This window comes from Pseudomonas sp. PDM03, assembly GCF_014852385.1.
In the GTDB taxonomy this organism is placed as follows: domain Bacteria; phylum Pseudomonadota; class Gammaproteobacteria; order Pseudomonadales; family Pseudomonadaceae; genus Aquipseudomonas; species Aquipseudomonas migulae.
The window spans coordinates 948,829-965,149 of sequence record NZ_JACVBM010000001.1 but is presented as its reverse complement, the minus strand read 5'-3'; the positions used below and the strand labels follow the sequence as shown (position 1 = coordinate 965,149).

Annotated in this window: 15 protein-coding genes; 6 read left to right on the top strand and 9 right to left on the bottom strand. The window is 59.4% G+C overall.

What is annotated here, in order from left to right:
- Nucleotides 1-10: 10 nt before the first annotated feature.
- Entirely contained in the window at nt 11-874 is an 864-nt protein-coding gene (locus tag IB254_RS04350; RefSeq protein WP_192416534.1) for a universal stress protein, read from the bottom strand.
- Between the two features lie 158 nt (nt 875-1,032).
- Here IB254_RS04350 and IB254_RS04345 point away from each other — a divergent pair, with 158 nt between their 5' ends.
- The 3 genes from IB254_RS04345 to IB254_RS04335 all read left to right on the top strand — a co-directional run bounded on the left by IB254_RS04345 (nt 1,033) and on the right by IB254_RS04335 (nt 3,866).
- On the top strand, nt 1,033-1,641 hold the full coding sequence (locus tag IB254_RS04345) for a tRNA-(ms[2]io[6]A)-hydroxylase (RefSeq protein ID WP_008028695.1): 609 nt from the start codon (nt 1,033-1,035) through the stop codon (nt 1,639-1,641).
- Between the two features lie 230 nt (nt 1,642-1,871).
- Nucleotides 1,872-2,579 carry a winged helix-turn-helix domain-containing protein gene (locus tag IB254_RS04340; protein WP_032828732.1) on the top strand — a complete coding sequence of 236 codons (708 nt, stop codon included), beginning with the start codon at nt 1,872-1,874 and terminating at the stop codon, nt 2,577-2,579.
- Nucleotides 2,580-3,866, top strand: a complete 1,287-nt coding sequence (locus tag IB254_RS04335; protein ID WP_192416533.1) for an ATP-binding protein — start codon at nt 2,580-2,582, stop codon at nt 3,864-3,866.
- 110 nt (nt 3,867-3,976) lie between these two features.
- Here IB254_RS04335 and IB254_RS04330 read toward each other — a convergent pair whose 3' ends face one another.
- The 4 genes from IB254_RS04330 to IB254_RS04315 all read right to left on the bottom strand — a co-directional run bounded on the left by IB254_RS04330 (nt 3,977) and on the right by IB254_RS04315 (nt 8,228).
- Complete coding sequence (locus IB254_RS04330; RefSeq protein ID WP_192416532.1) at nt 3,977-4,765, bottom strand: MipA/OmpV family protein; 789 nt, start codon at nt 4,763-4,765, stop codon at nt 3,977-3,979.
- 159 nt (nt 4,766-4,924) lie between these two features.
- The gene (locus tag IB254_RS04325; RefSeq protein WP_192416531.1) at nt 4,925-7,174 is read right to left on the bottom strand and encodes a TonB-dependent siderophore receptor; all 2,250 of its coding nucleotides are present in this window, start codon (nt 7,172-7,174) and stop codon (nt 4,925-4,927) included.
- 106 nt (nt 7,175-7,280) lie between these two features.
- On the bottom strand, nt 7,281-7,769 hold the full coding sequence (locus IB254_RS04320) for a GFA family protein (RefSeq protein ID WP_192416530.1): 489 nt from the start codon (nt 7,767-7,769) through the stop codon (nt 7,281-7,283).
- Nucleotides 7,770-7,826: 57 nt separating this feature from the next.
- Nucleotides 7,827-8,228, bottom strand: coding sequence for a PaaI family thioesterase (locus IB254_RS04315; protein ID WP_008028682.1), 402 nt, complete (start codon nt 8,226-8,228; stop codon nt 7,827-7,829).
- Nucleotides 8,229-8,486: 258 nt separating this feature from the next.
- Here IB254_RS04315 and IB254_RS04310 point away from each other — a divergent pair, with 258 nt between their 5' ends.
- From IB254_RS04310 to IB254_RS04300, 3 genes are all read left to right on the top strand, one after another.
- A complete protein-coding gene (locus IB254_RS04310) occupies nt 8,487-9,371 on the top strand; it encodes a LysR substrate-binding domain-containing protein (RefSeq protein ID WP_192416529.1) in 885 nt (294 codons plus the stop codon).
- A 100-nt stretch (nt 9,372-9,471) separates the two neighbouring features.
- A complete protein-coding gene (aguA, locus tag IB254_RS04305) occupies nt 9,472-10,581 on the top strand; it encodes an agmatine deiminase (protein ID WP_192416528.1) in 1,110 nt (369 codons plus the stop codon).
- 2 nt (nt 10,582-10,583) lie between these two features.
- The gene (locus IB254_RS04300) at nt 10,584-11,681 is read left to right on the top strand and encodes an extracellular solute-binding protein (RefSeq protein ID WP_192416527.1); all 1,098 of its coding nucleotides are present in this window, start codon (nt 10,584-10,586) and stop codon (nt 11,679-11,681) included.
- A 130-nt stretch (nt 11,682-11,811) separates the two neighbouring features.
- Here the strand turns inward: IB254_RS04300 and IB254_RS04295 are convergent, their stop codons facing one another.
- From IB254_RS04295 to IB254_RS04280, 4 genes are all read right to left on the bottom strand, one after another.
- Nucleotides 11,812-12,429 carry a DNA-3-methyladenine glycosylase family protein gene (locus IB254_RS04295; protein ID WP_192416526.1) on the bottom strand — a complete coding sequence of 206 codons (618 nt, stop codon included), beginning with the start codon at nt 12,427-12,429 and terminating at the stop codon, nt 11,812-11,814.
- A 5-nt stretch (nt 12,430-12,434) separates the two neighbouring features.
- Nucleotides 12,435-13,247, bottom strand: coding sequence for an isocitrate lyase/PEP mutase family protein (locus IB254_RS04290; RefSeq protein WP_192416525.1), 813 nt, complete (start codon nt 13,245-13,247; stop codon nt 12,435-12,437).
- A gap of 31 nt (nt 13,248-13,278) precedes the next feature.
- Nucleotides 13,279-14,361, bottom strand: coding sequence for a bifunctional transcriptional activator/DNA repair enzyme AdaA (locus tag IB254_RS04285; protein WP_192416524.1), 1,083 nt, complete (start codon nt 14,359-14,361; stop codon nt 13,279-13,281).
- 74 nt (nt 14,362-14,435) lie between these two features.
- Complete coding sequence (locus IB254_RS04280; RefSeq protein ID WP_225602237.1) at nt 14,436-16,079, bottom strand: O-antigen ligase family protein; 1,644 nt, start codon at nt 16,077-16,079, stop codon at nt 14,436-14,438.
- Nucleotides 16,080-16,321: the final 242 nt, after the last annotated feature.

The following is a 16,321-nucleotide window of genomic DNA, read 5'->3' as shown; positions in this document are numbered from 1 at the left end:
ACCACACATCTCAATGATGAGACACCATCTCTTCCAGATGATCCTCAATCTCCTGCGGCTTCAACACCAGCACATCGCTTTCCACCGCATCCAGCACCACCTCCGCCGTATTGCCGATCAACGCGCCGGATATCCCGGACCGCGCCACCGTGCCAATCACGGTCACCGATGCGCCCAAGGTGTGGGCCATGTACGGAATCAGCACATCCGCCGGACCTTCCGCGATATGCAGGTGCTCGTTGTCGATGTCGAACTCGGCTTGAAACGCTATGCACTGTTCGCGGTAACGCGCCTCGATGGTTTCGCTGAGCTGCAGTGTAGGGTCCGCCGCCGACAGCATCGGTGAAGGGTGGGCGCTAACCACATGCAGATGCGCCTTGGCCAGGCTGGCGATGTCATAACCGTGATCGATGATGATGTTGTGCAGGTGACGGTGTTCGTCATCGGTATTGCCGACATCAATCGCCGCCAGGACCACACCGCCTGCCCAGGGTTTCGAGGTTTTCACCAGCAGTACCGGCGTCGGGCAGGAGCGCAGCAGTTTCCAGTCCGCCGGGGTCAGCAGGGCTTTTTTCAATGAGCTGTCGGGGTAATGCTGCTTGATCACCAGCCCGCAACCTTCGGCTTGCTGCACATCGACGATGGTTTCGTGCAGGCTTTCGTTCCACGCCTGCTCGGTGGTCACGCTGTAGCCATCCGCGAGCAGTGCTGCCTTGAGCACGCCAAGCATGCCGCTATGGTCATGCTTGCGGTCGCACACCAGCAGATGCAGGTGAGCCTGGGTTACCCCGGCAATCAGCTTGGCCCGTTTAAGCGCCAGGCTTTCCGAGTGTTCGGGTTCGATGACCACCAGAATGCTGCGAATGGCTTGCATGATCGGGATCTCCAGATAAAAAAAGCATGGCGTTGCACAACTATAGTTGCTGGTCGCGCATCCGGGACTTGATGCATATCAACGGTCGTGGCTGGTGGTCTGGCGGCGGGCCGGTATAATCGGCGCCCTTCGTTTTGAACCTTTTGTCCGTGAGCCCCATGATCCTTCCCGAAATTCACGAGTTCCTCGGTTGCCGCACCCCTGACGGCTGGGTCCAGGCCGCGCTGGCCGATCAGGAAACCTTGCTGATCGATCACAAGAACTGCGAATTCAAGGCGGCCAGCACGGCATTGAGCCTGATCGCCAAGTATCACTCCCACGTCGATCTGATCAACCTGATGTCGCGGCTCGCCCGGGAAGAGCTGGTGCACCACGAACAAGTCATGCGCCTGATGAAGAAGCGCAAGATCGAGCTGCGCCAGCTGTCCGCCGGGCGGTACGCCTCTGGCTTGCGCAAAGTAGTGCGCAGCCATGAACCGGTCAAGCTGGTCGATACCCTGGTAGTCGGTGCGTTTATCGAAGCCCGCAGCTGCGAGCGGTTCGAGGCGCTGGTGCCGCACCTGGACGAAGAACTCGGCAAGTTCTACTTCGGTCTGCTGAAAAGTGAGGCGCGGCACTTCCAGGGTTACCTGAAACTGGCCTACCAGTACGGTGACGCCAAGGACATCGCTCAGGTGATCGAGCGGGTCCGCGCTGCCGAGCAGGAACTGATCGAATCGCCGGACGTGGAGTTCCGCTTCCACAGCGGTGTCCCAGCCGCCGCATGACCTGTAGGAGCCCGGCTTGCCGGCGATGGCGGCCCTGAGATTGCCATCGCCGGCAAGCCGGCTCCTACAAATGTCGATTTTGGTATGGAATTGTTAAAAACTCTTAAGAGTATGAAAGATCACTGAAAACCGGCCCCAGAGGCCGGTTTTTGCTGCCTGCAATCGCCGCCCCGACGCTGATTGACGCCATAATGCCGCCCACTTCACACAAGAGTTGGCACGCGTTCGTTATGGATAACCTGGGTTTTGGCAAAGTTCTGCTGGTGGAAGACGACGAAAGGCTTGCCGGGCTGATCGCGCACTTCCTGTCCCAACATGGCTTTGAGGTGTTACAGGTGCATCGCGGCGATCTCGCGTTGGCCGCGTTCCTCGACTTCAAGCCGAAAATCGTTGTACTCGACCTGATGCTGCCGGGCCAGAGTGGCCTGCACGTGTGTCGCGAAATTCGCAGCGTGTCCGATACGCCGATCGTCATTCTCACCGCCAAGGAAGACGACCTCGATCACATCCTCGGCCTGGAATCCGGCGCCGACGACTACGTGATCAAGCCGATCAAGCCGCCGGTATTGCTGGCCCGTCTGCGTGCGTTGCAACGCCGGCAAACACCGGACAGCACAGTCTGCAGCTCGCTGGAATTCGGCCATCTGAGCATCGACCGCAGCTGTCGCGAAGTGCGCCTGGCGGGTGAGGGCATCGAGCTGACTACCATGGAATTCGAATTGCTGTGGTTGCTGGCCAGTGCGGCGGGCAAGATTTTGTCCCGCGACGACATCCTCAACCGCATGCGCGGGATCGCCTTCGACGGTCTCAACCGCAGCGTCGACGTCTACATCAGTAAGTTGCGCGGCAAGCTCAAGGACAACCCGCGTGAGCCGGTCTGCATCAAGACCATCTGGGGCAAGGGTTACCTGTTCAATCCGTTCGCGTGGGAGCTGTAAATGCTGCGGTTATTTCTCGGTCTGTTTGTGATGATGACGGTTGGCCTGGTATTGGGGTTGCAAACCGTCGAGCGCACGTTTGATGCGCTGCTCGCCGGTCAAATGCAGAGCTACAACCGCGAGGCGGTGCGAGGTCAGGCCTGGTCGCTGGTGGAGCAGTTGCGCGGCCTGGACGGTCCGGCGCGGGAACGCCAATTGGAAACCGTGCGCCCTCACTACGGTTTGGGCCTGAGCCTGGTCGAAACGGATCAACTGGCCCTGACCGATCAGGAAAAAGCCGAGTTGGCCCAAGGCCTGCTGGTGCTGCGTGACAAGTACACGCAGTTCATCTCGCGCATTGACGACGGTTCGCAGTTGCTGAGCATCAAGCTGCCGGCCGAGCCGAGTCTGATGCCGTTCTACATTGCCACGGCCTATCTGATGATCGCGGTGATGATCGGTTTCGTGTTGTTTTTCTGGGTGCGGCCACACTGGCGAGATCTGGAGAAACTGCGCCTCGCCGCCGAACGCTTTGGCGACAACAACCTGTCGTCGCGGATCCTGCTGTCCAAGCGCTCGAACATTCGCGACCTGTCCGAGCATTTCAACCTGATGGCTGCGCGTATCGAAGGCCTGATCGCCAATCAGCGTGAGCTGACCAACGCGGTATCCCATGAATTGCGCACGCCGATTGCCCGGCTGTCGTTCGAACTCGATCAGCTCAAGCAACAATCCGATCCGAGCCAGCGTCGCGAACTGATTGCCGACATGTACGCCGACCTCGGCGAGCTGGAAGAAATGGTCTCGGAACTGCTGACCTACGCCAGCCTTGAGCGCGGCGCCACGGTCATTACCCGGGAGAATATTCAGGCCAACAGTTGGCTCGACAGCGTGGTCGGCAGCGTGGCGCTGGAAGCCGAAGCGGCCGGGGTGCAACTGCTGATTGTCGAGTGTCGGGTCGATGAGGTGCGCATCGAGCCGCGCTTCATGGCGCGCGCGGTGATCAACCTGCTGCGCAATGCCATTCGCTATGCCGAAGAGCGAGTGGAGGTGTCGTTGGTGCGCACCGGTGATCATTACGAAGTCCAGGTCAACGACGACGGGCCGGGCGTGCCGGTGGACGGGCGGGAGAAAATCTTCGAACCGTTCTCGCGCCTGGACGCCAGTCGAGATCGCCGCACGGGTGGCTTCGGCCTGGGCCTGGCCTTGGTGCGGCGGGTGTCGCAGTCCCATGGCGGGCAAGTGCAAGTGGCGGATTCGCCGTGGGGCGGGGCGTCGTTTCGCATGACCTGGGTGCATCAGGATTAGGTGCGGCGCTGCGGCCGACGCCATCGCCGGCAAGCCAGCTCCTACAATTTGTACGCGTACCCTGTAGGAGCTGGCTTGCCAGCGATGGCGTCACCAGCAACACCCTCAAATCAAAAGCTGTAAACGACCTGCCCAGCCACCGAAGTCTGCATCCGACGCTCGACAATCGGGCTGTCCGCCGCTTTACCACCCAGGTACTGCACCGCCAGCACCGTGGTAAAACTCCATTCATCGTTGATCGGCAGCGACCAGGTCAGATCCGCCCCCCGACTCACCAGGCCACCTTTGGTGTCATACGCCTTGAACTTGCTGCGCGACGCCTGAGCGCTGCTCACGCCATACCAGGTGCGCATGTAATTGCTGTCGCCGAACTGACTGTTCAGGCTGCCGACGACCTTGCCGTAGTCACCTTCATAAAACGGCGCGCTGATGCTCAGTTTCAATCGGTTCCAGGCTGAGCCGGTGTCGTGTTCGTCCTCGTCTTCTTCAAGCGCATGTTCATAACTGGCGCCGAGAATGATCGGCCCCATGTGATAGGTCCCGTCCAGCCCCAGCACGGGACGCGACTTGATCGAGCCCATGCCGTTGAGCTCATCCGAGCCCTTGAAACCGCTTTTACGGTCCTTGCGCACATCACTTGCGCCGACGTAGACGCTGAGGCCGAAATCGTCTTCGTCAAACGCCCAGCCAAGACCTTTTTGCGTGTCGAGAAAGAAACCATAAGGGCTGACGATTTCGCCGCCCAGCAGCGGCGCCACCACGCGTTCATCACTGCCGCTGTAACGCGGCGCACTGGCAGCACCGGCGCGCAGGCTGTAGTGCCAGTCTTCGGCATACAAGGAGGTGGAGGGGAGAAGCAGGCAAAAAGAGGTCAACGGCAAATACAGCGAACGAAACATGGGAGCACCCTGGGTGATAGTGGATGCGCCCATGCTAGGCGGGTGCCGCCCGGCAATCTTTGGCAGCTTTGTCGCAAAACTGTCAAAGACTGTGAACGGGGGTTGGCGAGCAGCTAGTCGCCTGTGGCGAGGGCGTAAATCCCTCGCCACGGGTTCAGCTTAGAAGTCCCACTTGGTGGTCAGCATCAGGTTGCGCGGCTCGCCGTAGAACGTCGTGTCGAAGTTGCCCAGGCCGGTCAGGTACTTCTTGTCGAAGATGTTGTTGGCGTTGGCGGTGAAACTCAGGTGCTCGTTGTACTGGTAACGGGTCATCAGGTCCACGAGGGTGTAGCCGCCCTGTTTGATCCGGGTGTAGTCGCCAGCGGGAGCGCTGTAGATTTTTCCGTAGAAAGCGCTCTGCCAGCTGATGCCGCCGCCAACGGTCACTTTGTCCAGGGCGCCAGGCAGGCGATAGGTAGTGAACGTGCGCACAACGTGCTCGGGTTTGCTGGTGGACAACGGGTAACCGAAGATGCGCTGCTCGTCTTTATCACGGGTGCGTGCGTAGGTGTAACCGGCCATCAGGTTCCAGCCATCGGCCAGTTCGCCGGCCAGTTCCAGTTCCACACCTTTGGTGGTGGTGCCGTCGACGGCTTTGTAGATGCCTTCGTTGGTGATTGCGTTGGTGCCGGTCTGCTCGGCGACGCCGTCCTGCTCGATGCGGAACAACGCCAGGCTGGCATTCAGCCGGCCATCGAGGTAAGCGGCTTTCAGACCGGTTTCGTAGCTGACGCCTTCAACCGGTGCCAGGGTCATGCCACTGGCATCCTTGTTGGTCTGTGGCTGATAGATCGAGGTGTAGCTGGCGTATACCGAGTACACGTCGTTCAGGTCATAGACCACGCCGGCGTAAGGCGTGACGACGCCGTGTTCCTTGTAGCTCGCTTGGGTGTCGTCCAGCGGTGAATCCGCGTTGTAGCGGTAGTCTTCGTTGTACTTGAAGGTGCTCAGACGGCTGCCGAGGATGACCGACAGATCATCGGTCGGGCGCAGGCGAGTGGCGAGGTACACACCGTTCTGGCTCTGGGTGCGTTCGTATTTGCCGTTGGCCAGGAACTCCTGTTTCGGCAGATGGCCGTCCCAGTCGTAGATGCTCCCCGGGACCATTTCGAAGGCGCTGGTGTCGTAGGTGGAACCGGTCTGTCGGGAGTGGGACGCCATGACGCCGGCTACCAGGTCATGCTCGCGACCGCCCAGGGAGAAGGGGCCGGAGACGTTCACGTCGGCGGTGTCCTGCACGCGATGACCTTCCCAGCGACCCCAGAAGAGGAACATGCCGTCGCCGGTATCGCGGTTCGGATTGCCGCCGCTGGCCGAGGCCAGTTGGGTGTCGTGTTCGGTGGTTTTCTCGCTGAGGCTGGCCTTGAATTTCCAGTCGTTGGCCAGCGCTTGTTCCAGCGAGGCAAAGTAGGTGGTTTCGTCGAAATCGCGGCGGCTCCAGTCGGCCGCCGGGTTGAAGCTGCGCGAAAAGTCGGTACGGCCACCGTCGGAGAAATACGTCGGGTTGCCGGTCCAGGAACTGCCGCGAGGCGTGGCGCTGGACTTGTCGATGCCGAACGTCAGCAGGGTATCGTCGGTCAGGTCGGCTTCGAGGATGCCGTAGTACAGGTCTTTCTTTTGGCTGTAGTGGTCAATGTAGGAATCCTTGTCCTGGTACACGCCGACAAAGCGCCCGCGCACGTTGCCCGAGTCAGTCAGCGAGCCGGAAATATCGCCGGTGGTGCGGTAGCTGTCCCACGAACCGACGGTGCCGCTGATCGAGGCCTTGAACTCTTTGGTCGGCTTCTTGCGGATCAGGTTGACGGTGGCGGACGGGTCGCCAGCGCCGGTCATCAGGCCGGTCGCGCCCTTGACGACCTCGATGCGGTCGAGGCTGGCGGAGTCGTCGCTGTTGTTCGGGTTTTCACCATAAACACCGTCGTACGGCTGGTTGACCCCGTCGTACTGGAAGTTGGTGATGGCAAAGCCGCGGGCGGAAAACTCGGTACGGTCGCTGTCGTATTTCTGCGTCGAAACACCGGGGGTGTTACGTAACGCATCGCTGATGCTTTGCACCCCGCGATCGTCCATTTGCTGGCGGGTAATCACCGTGACCGATTGCGGTGTTTCACGCAGCGACAACGGCAGGCCGGTGGCCGAAGACGTTGAGCCGGTGGTGTAGGAATGGGTGTCCTCGGTGGTCGCGCCCAAGGCGACACCATTGATGTTCGTTGCACCCAGTTGCAGCACGCCATCGTCCTTGGCTGCCGTTTTGCCGGTGGCTGTTTCGGCGGCATGGGCGGTGGAGGCAAGGCTCAGCAGAGCGGCCGGAAGGGCCAGCGCCAAGGGGCACAGGGCAAAACGAAAACGCGCAGCAATTGGGTGCGACATGGAGATCCCTTTGTATCGAATCGATCGGTAAGTGAAAGGCTTCTGAGGGTTAACCGAACGAAAAACGCAAAGGGGAACTGCCGTGTGAAAAAAATCGAAGTTTTGATTAGCGAGCCAGACCCAGTCGCTCGTGCCACTGTGCGATGGACTCTTCGGGCCAGATCTCGCACTGCCGATCACCGGCATGCGCCGCAACCTCCACCCACGGCGCTTTCGAATCGAGCATCACGTGCGTGTACTCGGGTGGCACCGGCAACGCCGTATCAATGGCCGAGGCGAACGGGTGAATCAGTTCCGGCCATTCAGGGCTGAACAGCCACAAGCCCGAGCCACACATCGAGCAGAAGTGCCGCTCTGCCGTGCTGCGGTGTGCGCGCTTGTCATCTTCGTCCTTGAGTCGTGCGTGATAGATCGCGATGGATTTGCGACCGCGCACCTTGAGGCTGGCGGCATCGCCCGCGATGTTGACCGAGTAACCGCCACCGCCCTGGGTCTTGCGACAGATCGAGCAATAGCAACGTTGGTAAGGGTAGGGGTGGGCGCTGGTCAGACTGAACGACACGGCGCCGCAGTGGCAGGAGCCTTCGAGTCGCATGGCAGAACCTCCAAATGATTGGCTGTTACTTCCCTGACCGCCTCGAAAACCGGTGGTTCATTGCTGGATCGGCACCAGGATCGCATCGCCGGTTGCCACCAGCTTCAACTGATCCCCTGTTTGTGCGAACAGTTCGGCACGGGCAAACACCTGCTTCTTGCCAGACTTCACCACCTGGCCGCGCGCAATGAACACTTCACCGACGGCGGGTGCAAGGCAATTCACCGAAAAATGTGATGCCAGGACATTGCCAGCGACCGTTCCGGCCGCAAACCCACAGGCGGTATCGAGCAGCGCGCCAATCAGGCCGGCATGCAGAAAGCCTGCGTATTGCGCCATGTCCGCCTCGCGAAAAGCCAGGGTCAGTTCCACCTCGCCCGGCTCGGTGCGGGTGACCTCGAAACCGGCCCAGCGGTTGAAGGCGGACGTTGAATTGATCTTTTTGAGTGCATCAAGCATGGCGAATCCCTCCGGTTGAGGCATCAACATGCGCCGGGTTTTGGGGGATGTCATGGTGGATAAAGAAGGGTGATGGGCGGGTGGCTTGGTGGTGAATATTCAGGCCTCATCGCTAGCAGGCTAGCTCCCACAGTGGTCTCCTGAACACTGGAGATCCAATGTGGGAGCTAGCCTGCTGGCGATAAACGAAAACACGGTCCCACTGGACGCCCACCGCCCGCCAAGTCAGCATGAGCACCTCGAATCGGGAACCGACCCATGCGCCGACTACCTTCCCTTGCAGCCCTCAAAACCTTCGAATGCGCCGCCCGCCACGCCCACTTCGGCCGGGCCGCCGCAGAGCTGTGCGTCACCGACAGCGCCGTCAGCCATCAGATCCGCCAGCTCGAAGAGCAACTGGGCGTGTCGCTGTTCATCCGCGAAGGCCGGCAAATCCGTCCGACCATGGCCGCCGGGCGCCTGATGCAAAGCCTGCAGCAAGCCTTCGAACTGATTGGTGAAGCCTGCGATGAACTGCGCGATCCGTCGTCGCTGGCGGTGTTGCGCCTGGCGGTGACGGCCGAGCTGGCGCAAAAGTGGTTGATGCGTCGCCTCACGGATTTCTACGCGCGCTATCCGCACATCACCTTGCACCTCTACGAACAGCCCATCGACGCCACCGTGCCGGGGGAAGACATCGACCTTGCGATCACCTATGGCACCGGCCCGGTGGACAGCAGCGCGTACTTTGTTCGGCCGTTGCCGGCATTGCAGTTTTTCCCGGTGTGCAGCCCCGGCCTGTTCAACCAGGGCGCCTTGAAAACCCCGAAGGACCTGGCGCGCCATTGCCTGCTGCACGACGATCAGGACGGCAAGACCTGGACCGCGTGGCTCACCAGTCATGCCGGCGATCAACGCCCTGAACGACAGTTGTATTTCGCCCATGCCGGCCTGGCGCTGGAAGCCGCGGCCCAAGGACAGGGCGTGGCCATGGGCGATAACCTCACGGCGCAGGAAGACTTGCTCAGCGGTCGACTGGTCCGGCCGTTTACCTCAAGCATGACCGCGCTGGGCCAATACGCGTTGGTGTGTGAACGAGTGCGCCTGGAGCGTCCGGCTGTGGCGCAGATGCTCGAATGGTTCAACGATCAGCTGCTCGATTGATGAGTTTAATTCAAGTATTCCGCAATAATCATCGTTGGCGAGGAGGGCGCCGACGACCTTAGCCTGTGGTCATTCCAATCCCCGTCAACGAGGTTTGACCATGGCACGTTCGCTCGACACCACCCCAAAACAAGACGGCTTCCGCCTGCCCGGCGAATTCGAAACCAAGGCCGGTTGCTGGCTCGGCTGGCCGGAGCGCACCGATGTCTGGCGCAACGGGGCCAAGCCGGCGCAGAAAGTCTGGGTGCAGATCGTCACCGCCATCTCTCAAAGTGAACCGGTCACCGTGTGTGCCTCCGCCGCGCAATTCGCCACGGCACGCCGTCAGTTGCCGCCGCAAGTTCGTGTGGTGGAAATGACCTGCAACGACACTTGGTTCCGGGACAGCGGTCCGTGCTTTGTGGTGAATGACGCCAGCGGCGAGGTACGCGGCGTCGACTTCGAGTTCAACGCGTACGGCGGCCTCGATGGCGGCTTGTACTACCCGTGGGACAAGGACGACCAGATCGCCGGCAAGATCCTCGAAATCGAGCGTTTCGACCGCTACCGCGCACCGCTGATCGCCGAGCTCGGCGGCATCCAGAGCGATGGCCAGGGCAGCATCCTGACCACCGAACAATGCCTGCTCAACCGCAATCGAAACCAGCACCTGGGCAAGGAAGAAGTCACCCGGCGGTTGACGGACTACCTCGGCGCCGAGCAAGTCATCTGGTTGCCGCGCGGTTGCAAGTTCGACGAAACCGACGGTCACGTCGACGATCTCGCGTGCTTCGTGCGTCCCGGTGAAGTGGTGCTGCAATGGACCGACAACCGCGATGACCCGCAATGGGAAATCTATCAGGAAGCCTACGACGTCCTGCGCAGCACCCGTGACAGCCGTGGCCGCGAGTTGATCGTTCACAAACTGCCACAACCCGACGTGCTGGAATGGACTGCAGAAGAAGCCGAAGGTCTGGACCAGCAAGACAGCACCCACACCCGTCAGGCCGGCACCAAAATCTGCGCGTCGTATATCAACTACTACGCCGGCAACACCTCGATTGTGGTGCCGTTGTTTGGTGATCGTAACGATCAGGTGGCACTGGCGACACTGGCTGAGCTGTTCCCACAGCACAAGATCGTCGGTATCGAAAATTCCCGGGAAATCCTGCTCGGCGGCGGTAACGTCGCGTGCATCACCATGCCTCAATACGCGGGTAAAGGAGTGTAATCATGGGCCTGCACAAACTGACTCAAGCGTTATTGCTGGTGCTTGCACCCTTGTGTGTGCAGGCCGCCGACAGCCCCAGACCGGTGGTGAACCTGTACATCTGGGGCGAATACCTGGCCCCGGATACCCTGACCAATTTCGAGAAAAAGACCGGCATCCATGTGATCGCCGATCATTTTGATTCCCTGGAAACCGTCGAGACCAAACTGCTCACCGGTCGCAGTGGTTATGACCTGGTGCTGACGGCGGGGCAGCATTTGTCCAGGGCGATCCAGAGCGGTGCCATTCAAACCTTGAACCTGCAGCGGTTGCCGCACTTTGCCGGCGTCGGTGACGAGTTCCGCCAGCACATGGCGGTGTTCGATCCGGGTAATCGTTACGCCGGAATTTATGCCTGGGGCACGACCGGTGTGGGGTATCAGGAAGAGGCCGTCAAAAAGCGCCTGCCGGAGGCGCCAACGGACAGTTGGGCGATGCTGTTCGATCCGGCGGTGGTCTCGAAATTTGCCGATTGCGGCGTGAGTTTGCTCAACGATCCCAACGAGGTGTTCGCCGCGGTGATGAAGTACATGGGGCTGGACATCAACCGCCAGAACCTCGATGACCTGAAGTTGGCCGAGCAGCAACTGGCGAAGGTCCGGCCGTACATCCGTTACTTCGACAATGACCTGAACATCAGCGACCTGGCCAATGGCAACACCTGCGTGGCGATGTCGTGGAATGGCAACGTGGCCATTGCGGCGGGCCAGGCAGAAGCCGCGAAAAAACCGTTCACGTTGACCTACAGGATACCGAAGGAAGGTACGTTGATCTGGTTCGACGCCATGGTCATTCCCAAGGATGCGCCGCATCCCGAGGCCGGGCTGGCGTTGATGGATTACCTCATGACACCGGAGGTAATTGCGCCAATCACCGACACCATTCACTACGCCAATGCGATCACGGCGGCGGATGACTTGATCGACCCGGCGATTCGTAATGATCCGGGGACGTATCCGTCGGCGCAGGTAAGGGCTTCGTTGTATAGCAAGAATGACAATGGCAAGGCGTTCAACCGGGCGTTGATTCGGGCGTTCAGTCGGTTGAAATCCGGGTTGTGACTGGATTTGAGTGATGTGTTGAATGGGCTGGCGCCATCGCGAGCAGGCTCGCTCCCACAGGGGATCTCCAGCGTTCACAAAATCCCTGTAGGAGCGAGGCCGGCTTGGCGGCAAAGAACAATAATGCGGACTATTTGGCTGGCACCCGCCACAAATACCAGGACGCTACCGTCCGATAAGGACTCCACTTCAAGCCGATCTCGACCATCTGTTTGCGCGTCGGCTGCACCTCCAGGCCCTTCAACCGCCGATAGCCCTCACGCACCCCAAAGTCATCCGCCGGCAGGATGTCCGGGCGCTCCAGGCTGTAGATCAGCAGCATCTCCACGGTCCAGCGCCCAACGCCGCGCAAGGTAATCAACTGCTCGATCAACGCCTCATCGTCCATGGCCAGCGCCGTCGCATAGTCCGGCACCACGCCGTCCAGCGCTGCTTGAGCGATGCCCTGAATGGTCGCGATTTTGCCGGCGGAAAAGCCGCAACTGCGCAGTTGATCAAACCCGCTCGCCAGAATCTGTTCGGGCCGCGGAAACGAGGCTGAAGGAAACAACGCCAGCAGCCGTCCGACAATCGCATCACCGGCCCTGGCGTGCAGTTGCTGATAGGCAATAGCCCGCACCAGCGACTCATACGGGTCGCGAGCCGCATGAGGCTGATGCAGGCAAGGGCCGATGGTCGCGATATGGCGCGCCCAATCGTCGTCAATGGACGCCAGAAAACGGGTCGCGGGCTGATAGGGATCGGGCATGAGGATCAAGTGTTTCCGACGGATTTCAGCAGGGCGTTCACTTCCCCGTACGTGAAGGCCTTGAGCTGGCTGCTGTCGAGTTTTCCGGTCTCCAGAAACCCCTTGGCCAGGCCGGCCATCGCGCCGTACAGAAACTCGGCGATTGCGGAGCCCGCGCTCAAACGCCGTACACCCAACGCTTTCAACGTCTCAGGGGCGGGTAACCCCGGCACCGCGAGTACGTTAACCGGCAGCGTGGTGCCACGGCACAGCGCGGCAATCTCGTACTCCGCCGAAACGCCTGCCGCGAACAGTCCATCCGCGCCGGCCGCTTGGTACAGCGCGGCGCGTTTCAGTGTTTCCGCGACGCGGTCTTCGGCCGGCACCAAGGCCTTGAGGTACACGTCGGTGCGGGCGTTGATGAACAACTTCACCTGACGGCGTTCAGCGACCTGGCGTGCGATGGCGATCTTGCGCGCCAGCAGCTCGGGCGGAGAAGCACCGTCCTCGATGTTGATCCCGACAGCGCCAGCGGCGAGCACCGCCTCAACCACTTCGGCGACCTGCGCCACGTCATCGGAATAGCCGGCTTCGATGTCCACGGTCAACGGCAGCGAAATCACTCGGGCGATGGCCTCGATGCTCGATACCAGGCGTTCGAGCGGCAGGGTGTTGCCGTCTGCGTAACCGTGCGCCCAGGCAACTGCCGCGCTGCTGGTGGCCACGGCTTTGCAGCCCAGTTGTTCAACGATGCGGGCCCCGGCGGCATCGGCAACGTTGGTGAGAATCAGCAGGCCGTCCTGATGCAGCCTGTGGAATGATTGGTCGAGCGTATCCATGGATTTCCTTCCTTATGAAAACACCGAGTGATCAGAACGCGAGTTGATGGGTGATCTGCACCGCCGCTTTTTCCAGCCTGAGCAGAAACGCCTTGCGCGGTTGTCCTCCACCATAGCCCGTCAGCGATCCATCTGCACCGATCACTCGGTGGCAGGGCAATACAATCGAAAGGCGGTTGTGCCCGTTGGCCAGGCCCACGGCGCGACTGGCGCCGGGCTTGCCCAGCCGCGCGGCGATGGTGCCGTAGGTGCTGGTCTGGCCGTATGGGATTTTCGCCAGTTCGGCCCAGACTTGCCGGGAGAACTCGCTACCGGGCAGGTGCAGGGGCACCTTGAATTCGGTCAGCTTGCCGGCGAAATATTGCGTCAGCTCGTCTTCGATTTGCTGCAGGTGAGCGTTGTGACCGGGCGCCACTGCGTAGCCGTAACGGTTCTGCAAGGCCTCGACTTCGCGGGTCAGCGCCGGCCGATCCAGAAACTCCAGCAGCACCAGCCCACGCCGTTCGGCCATGGCGATCATCGGCCCCAGCGGGGTGGTCAGGCGTGTGAACAACAGGGGCTCGCTGTGGGCCGCGCGGCCGGGCGTGATGTGAAAGGATTTTTGAAACGCATCGCGAAATCCACTCAGCGATTCGTACCCCGAATCGAACGCCGCGCTGTCAATGGAATCGCCTTGTCTGATCCCGCCCAGTGCCATGCCGAGGCGCCGGGTACGCAGCCATGCGTGAAAGGTCATGCCGAAATGCTGTTTGAACCAGCGGCGCAGTTTCAGCGGTTCAATGCCCTCGGCCACCAGTTGCACATCGGTCCAGCGCCGCTCGGGGGCGGCGTCCACCGACTTGAGTAGCCTTTGCACCCAGTCCGGGGCAATGGCGGCAGCGTCCAGCGGTTTGCATCGCAGGCAGGCTCGATAACCGGCGGACAGGCACTCATCCGCATGGGCAAAGAACTCGACATTCTCCGGTTTCGGCTTGCGCGCCGTGCAGCTGGGGCGGCAAAAGATCCCGGTGGTTTTGACCGCGGTAAAAAACACTCCCTCGTACGCGGTGTCGCGTTCGAGCATGGCGCGGACCATCTCGGCATGGGGAGGGAGCAAAGTGTCTTGTAAGTTCATGGCATGAGCATAAGACGCGGCGCTCGGCACCTCCACCGGAAAATCGACAGAGAATTCCAGTGAGCAGTCGGGCGCTACGTGTTCTCGACTTCGGACTTGTTCTTCTGACGGTCGATTAGAACCTGGCTAACGATGATTCCCCATATGACCGCTAATAAAAGATTGAACGTGATGAGCCTGAACACTGCAAAAAAAGCTCCGTATATCGCCATGGTCAGGATAGCCATACGTATGAGTGTCCAGTGTATGGGCTCTGATCTGATCGATGACAGTTTGAAAATGACAGGGCCAAAAAGTAAGGCCGAATACACTAATAAGCCGCTTAATCCCCCGACCATCAATATATAGAATGGCCAGTTGTGCACGTAGGCCACTTGTTTGGCTTCCGAAACGTTGTCAGCGGTTTCCCAGCGCATTTCGTGTTTGACTCCCAATCCATCACCCATTATCGGGCGAGGTACAAACATTTCCCATGCGATTTTATATTCATCCATGCGCGCAGAGATGTTGAAGTCTTTTGTTGTTTTATTGTCTGAAGATGCTTCCGGTTGAATGGAGTGATAGTTATCGGGTGCGGGCAGCGCTTCAACTGTACTGGTGCCGTTCGGTGATGTCTCTTTCGATATGTTTTGTTCGGGGGTGGAAAGTGCTGTTGTCGAAATAAGTGCATCGGGCTCGACAATGGTGTCAACAGACGTGTTGTTGAGTTCTGAGGTTGGCAGGGCGATCAATTGGCTCATCCGGCCAATCCAGATATCCTGGATGCCCGTAGAGTAAATGAATATCAAGCCCGCCGCGCCGAGCGCCGTGAGGGTTGTAATAAATTTCGGCAGCACCTCTTTGCGGTAAACGATGAGGTAAACCAGGAATATAAACATCGCCAGTAACGAGCTCAGTAACATGCTTCTGGTAAACGTGATAAGTATTGCGATCATGCAGGACAGGGCCATCAGTAAACCAGTCGTCGCTGCGGCCTTTGGCTGCGCCAGTGTGGCCAGGGTTACACCGATGACGAGCCCGACAGGCAGGAGGGCGTCGGTGGCCTGTGCGATCGACATGGTTATTCTGTCGCGCATGGGGCCAATGGCGTCGGCGTATTCACTTGCAACGGCTTCCGGGATTCTGAGCGCCTGGTCATCGACCGAAAGAAGCCAATAAGGCCGCCATATGTCGTTGTGAAAATAATAAAAAATAATAAAACCCGCGAGCATGAATATTGACGTTGCGATTGAAATTCCAATCCAGCGAATCCGGTTTTCGTCTTTGCCGGTCAATACCGCAACAGGTAAAAAATTCAATATGAAAAGAAAAGGAATAATTCCCCTGATCCAGTCCCTGAGCGGGATGTTGTTGTTCAGCGCTACTGTCAGATTTATCGTTATTGCAGTCGAGACTGCCAGTAATGTAAGCCCCCAAAGTTTCAAGAGGGGGCGGGCGATGGGGGCGCGTAGGCACTCAATAAAAGTGCCTGTCGTAATGACAACTAAAAGAAGCGCAAATGAAAATTCTTGCAAGCCAATTGTAGTGGGGGCTGGAGGTAGCGCAAATGCAAGTGGGAATAGTGTCAGTAGCCCTAGCCATGGAGAAAAAGCCGCCATGATGATAACTGAGGTCATGCCGGCAGCGGCCATAAAAAGAATAGTGTCGTTTTCTTGTGTCAGGCCAATAGCAGTCAGCGCTGCAATAATTATTGCAGCGCTATTTTTAATGCGGGTCATAGTGTTCAATACCATGAGTCACTCTCCCTCAGGAGAGCGTCTTTAGGATGGCTTGAAGCGGTTTGATATGACCAAATCGCCCCTGTCCATGATTCAACTTGCAACGAATCGATCGGTGCGTTTAACTCAGCCGGTCAGCACAATTGAATTGCACATTCATGCGTGCTGTCTGTTCTGTGCTTATGAATCGGACCTTGACCAAAGACTGGGCAGGCGTCGCTGTTGTCCGGCAGGCTGAATAA

Excerpts from the sequence above, each read along its gene's own strand:
- IB254_RS04350 (WP_192416534.1), bottom strand. The coding sequence starts at position 874 with ATGCAAGCCATTCGCAGCATTCTGGTGGTCATCGAACCCGAACACTCG.
- IB254_RS04345 (WP_008028695.1), top strand. The coding sequence starts at position 1,033 with ATGATCCTTCCCGAAATTCACGAGTTCCTCGGTTGCCGCACCCCTGAC.
- IB254_RS04340 (WP_032828732.1), top strand. The coding sequence starts at position 1,872 with ATGGATAACCTGGGTTTTGGCAAAGTTCTGCTGGTGGAAGACGACGAA.
- IB254_RS04335 (WP_192416533.1), top strand. The coding sequence starts at position 2,580 with ATGCTGCGGTTATTTCTCGGTCTGTTTGTGATGATGACGGTTGGCCTG.
- IB254_RS04330 (WP_192416532.1), bottom strand. The coding sequence starts at position 4,765 with ATGTTTCGTTCGCTGTATTTGCCGTTGACCTCTTTTTGCCTGCTTCTC.
- IB254_RS04325 (WP_192416531.1), bottom strand. The coding sequence starts at position 7,174 with ATGTCGCACCCAATTGCTGCGCGTTTTCGTTTTGCCCTGTGCCCCTTG.
- IB254_RS04320 (WP_192416530.1), bottom strand. The coding sequence starts at position 7,769 with ATGCGACTCGAAGGCTCCTGCCACTGCGGCGCCGTGTCGTTCAGTCTG.
- IB254_RS04315 (WP_008028682.1), bottom strand. The coding sequence starts at position 8,228 with ATGCTTGATGCACTCAAAAAGATCAATTCAACGTCCGCCTTCAACCGC.
- IB254_RS04310 (WP_192416529.1), top strand. The coding sequence starts at position 8,487 with ATGCGCCGACTACCTTCCCTTGCAGCCCTCAAAACCTTCGAATGCGCC.
- aguA (WP_192416528.1), top strand. The coding sequence starts at position 9,472 with ATGGCACGTTCGCTCGACACCACCCCAAAACAAGACGGCTTCCGCCTG.
- IB254_RS04300 (WP_192416527.1), top strand. The coding sequence starts at position 10,584 with ATGGGCCTGCACAAACTGACTCAAGCGTTATTGCTGGTGCTTGCACCC.
- IB254_RS04295 (WP_192416526.1), bottom strand. The coding sequence starts at position 12,429 with ATGCCCGATCCCTATCAGCCCGCGACCCGTTTTCTGGCGTCCATTGAC.
- IB254_RS04290 (WP_192416525.1), bottom strand. The coding sequence starts at position 13,247 with ATGGATACGCTCGACCAATCATTCCACAGGCTGCATCAGGACGGCCTG.
- IB254_RS04285 (WP_192416524.1), bottom strand. The coding sequence starts at position 14,361 with ATGAACTTACAAGACACTTTGCTCCCTCCCCATGCCGAGATGGTCCGC.
- IB254_RS04280 (WP_225602237.1), bottom strand. The coding sequence starts at position 16,079 with ATGACCCGCATTAAAAATAGCGCTGCAATAATTATTGCAGCGCTGACT.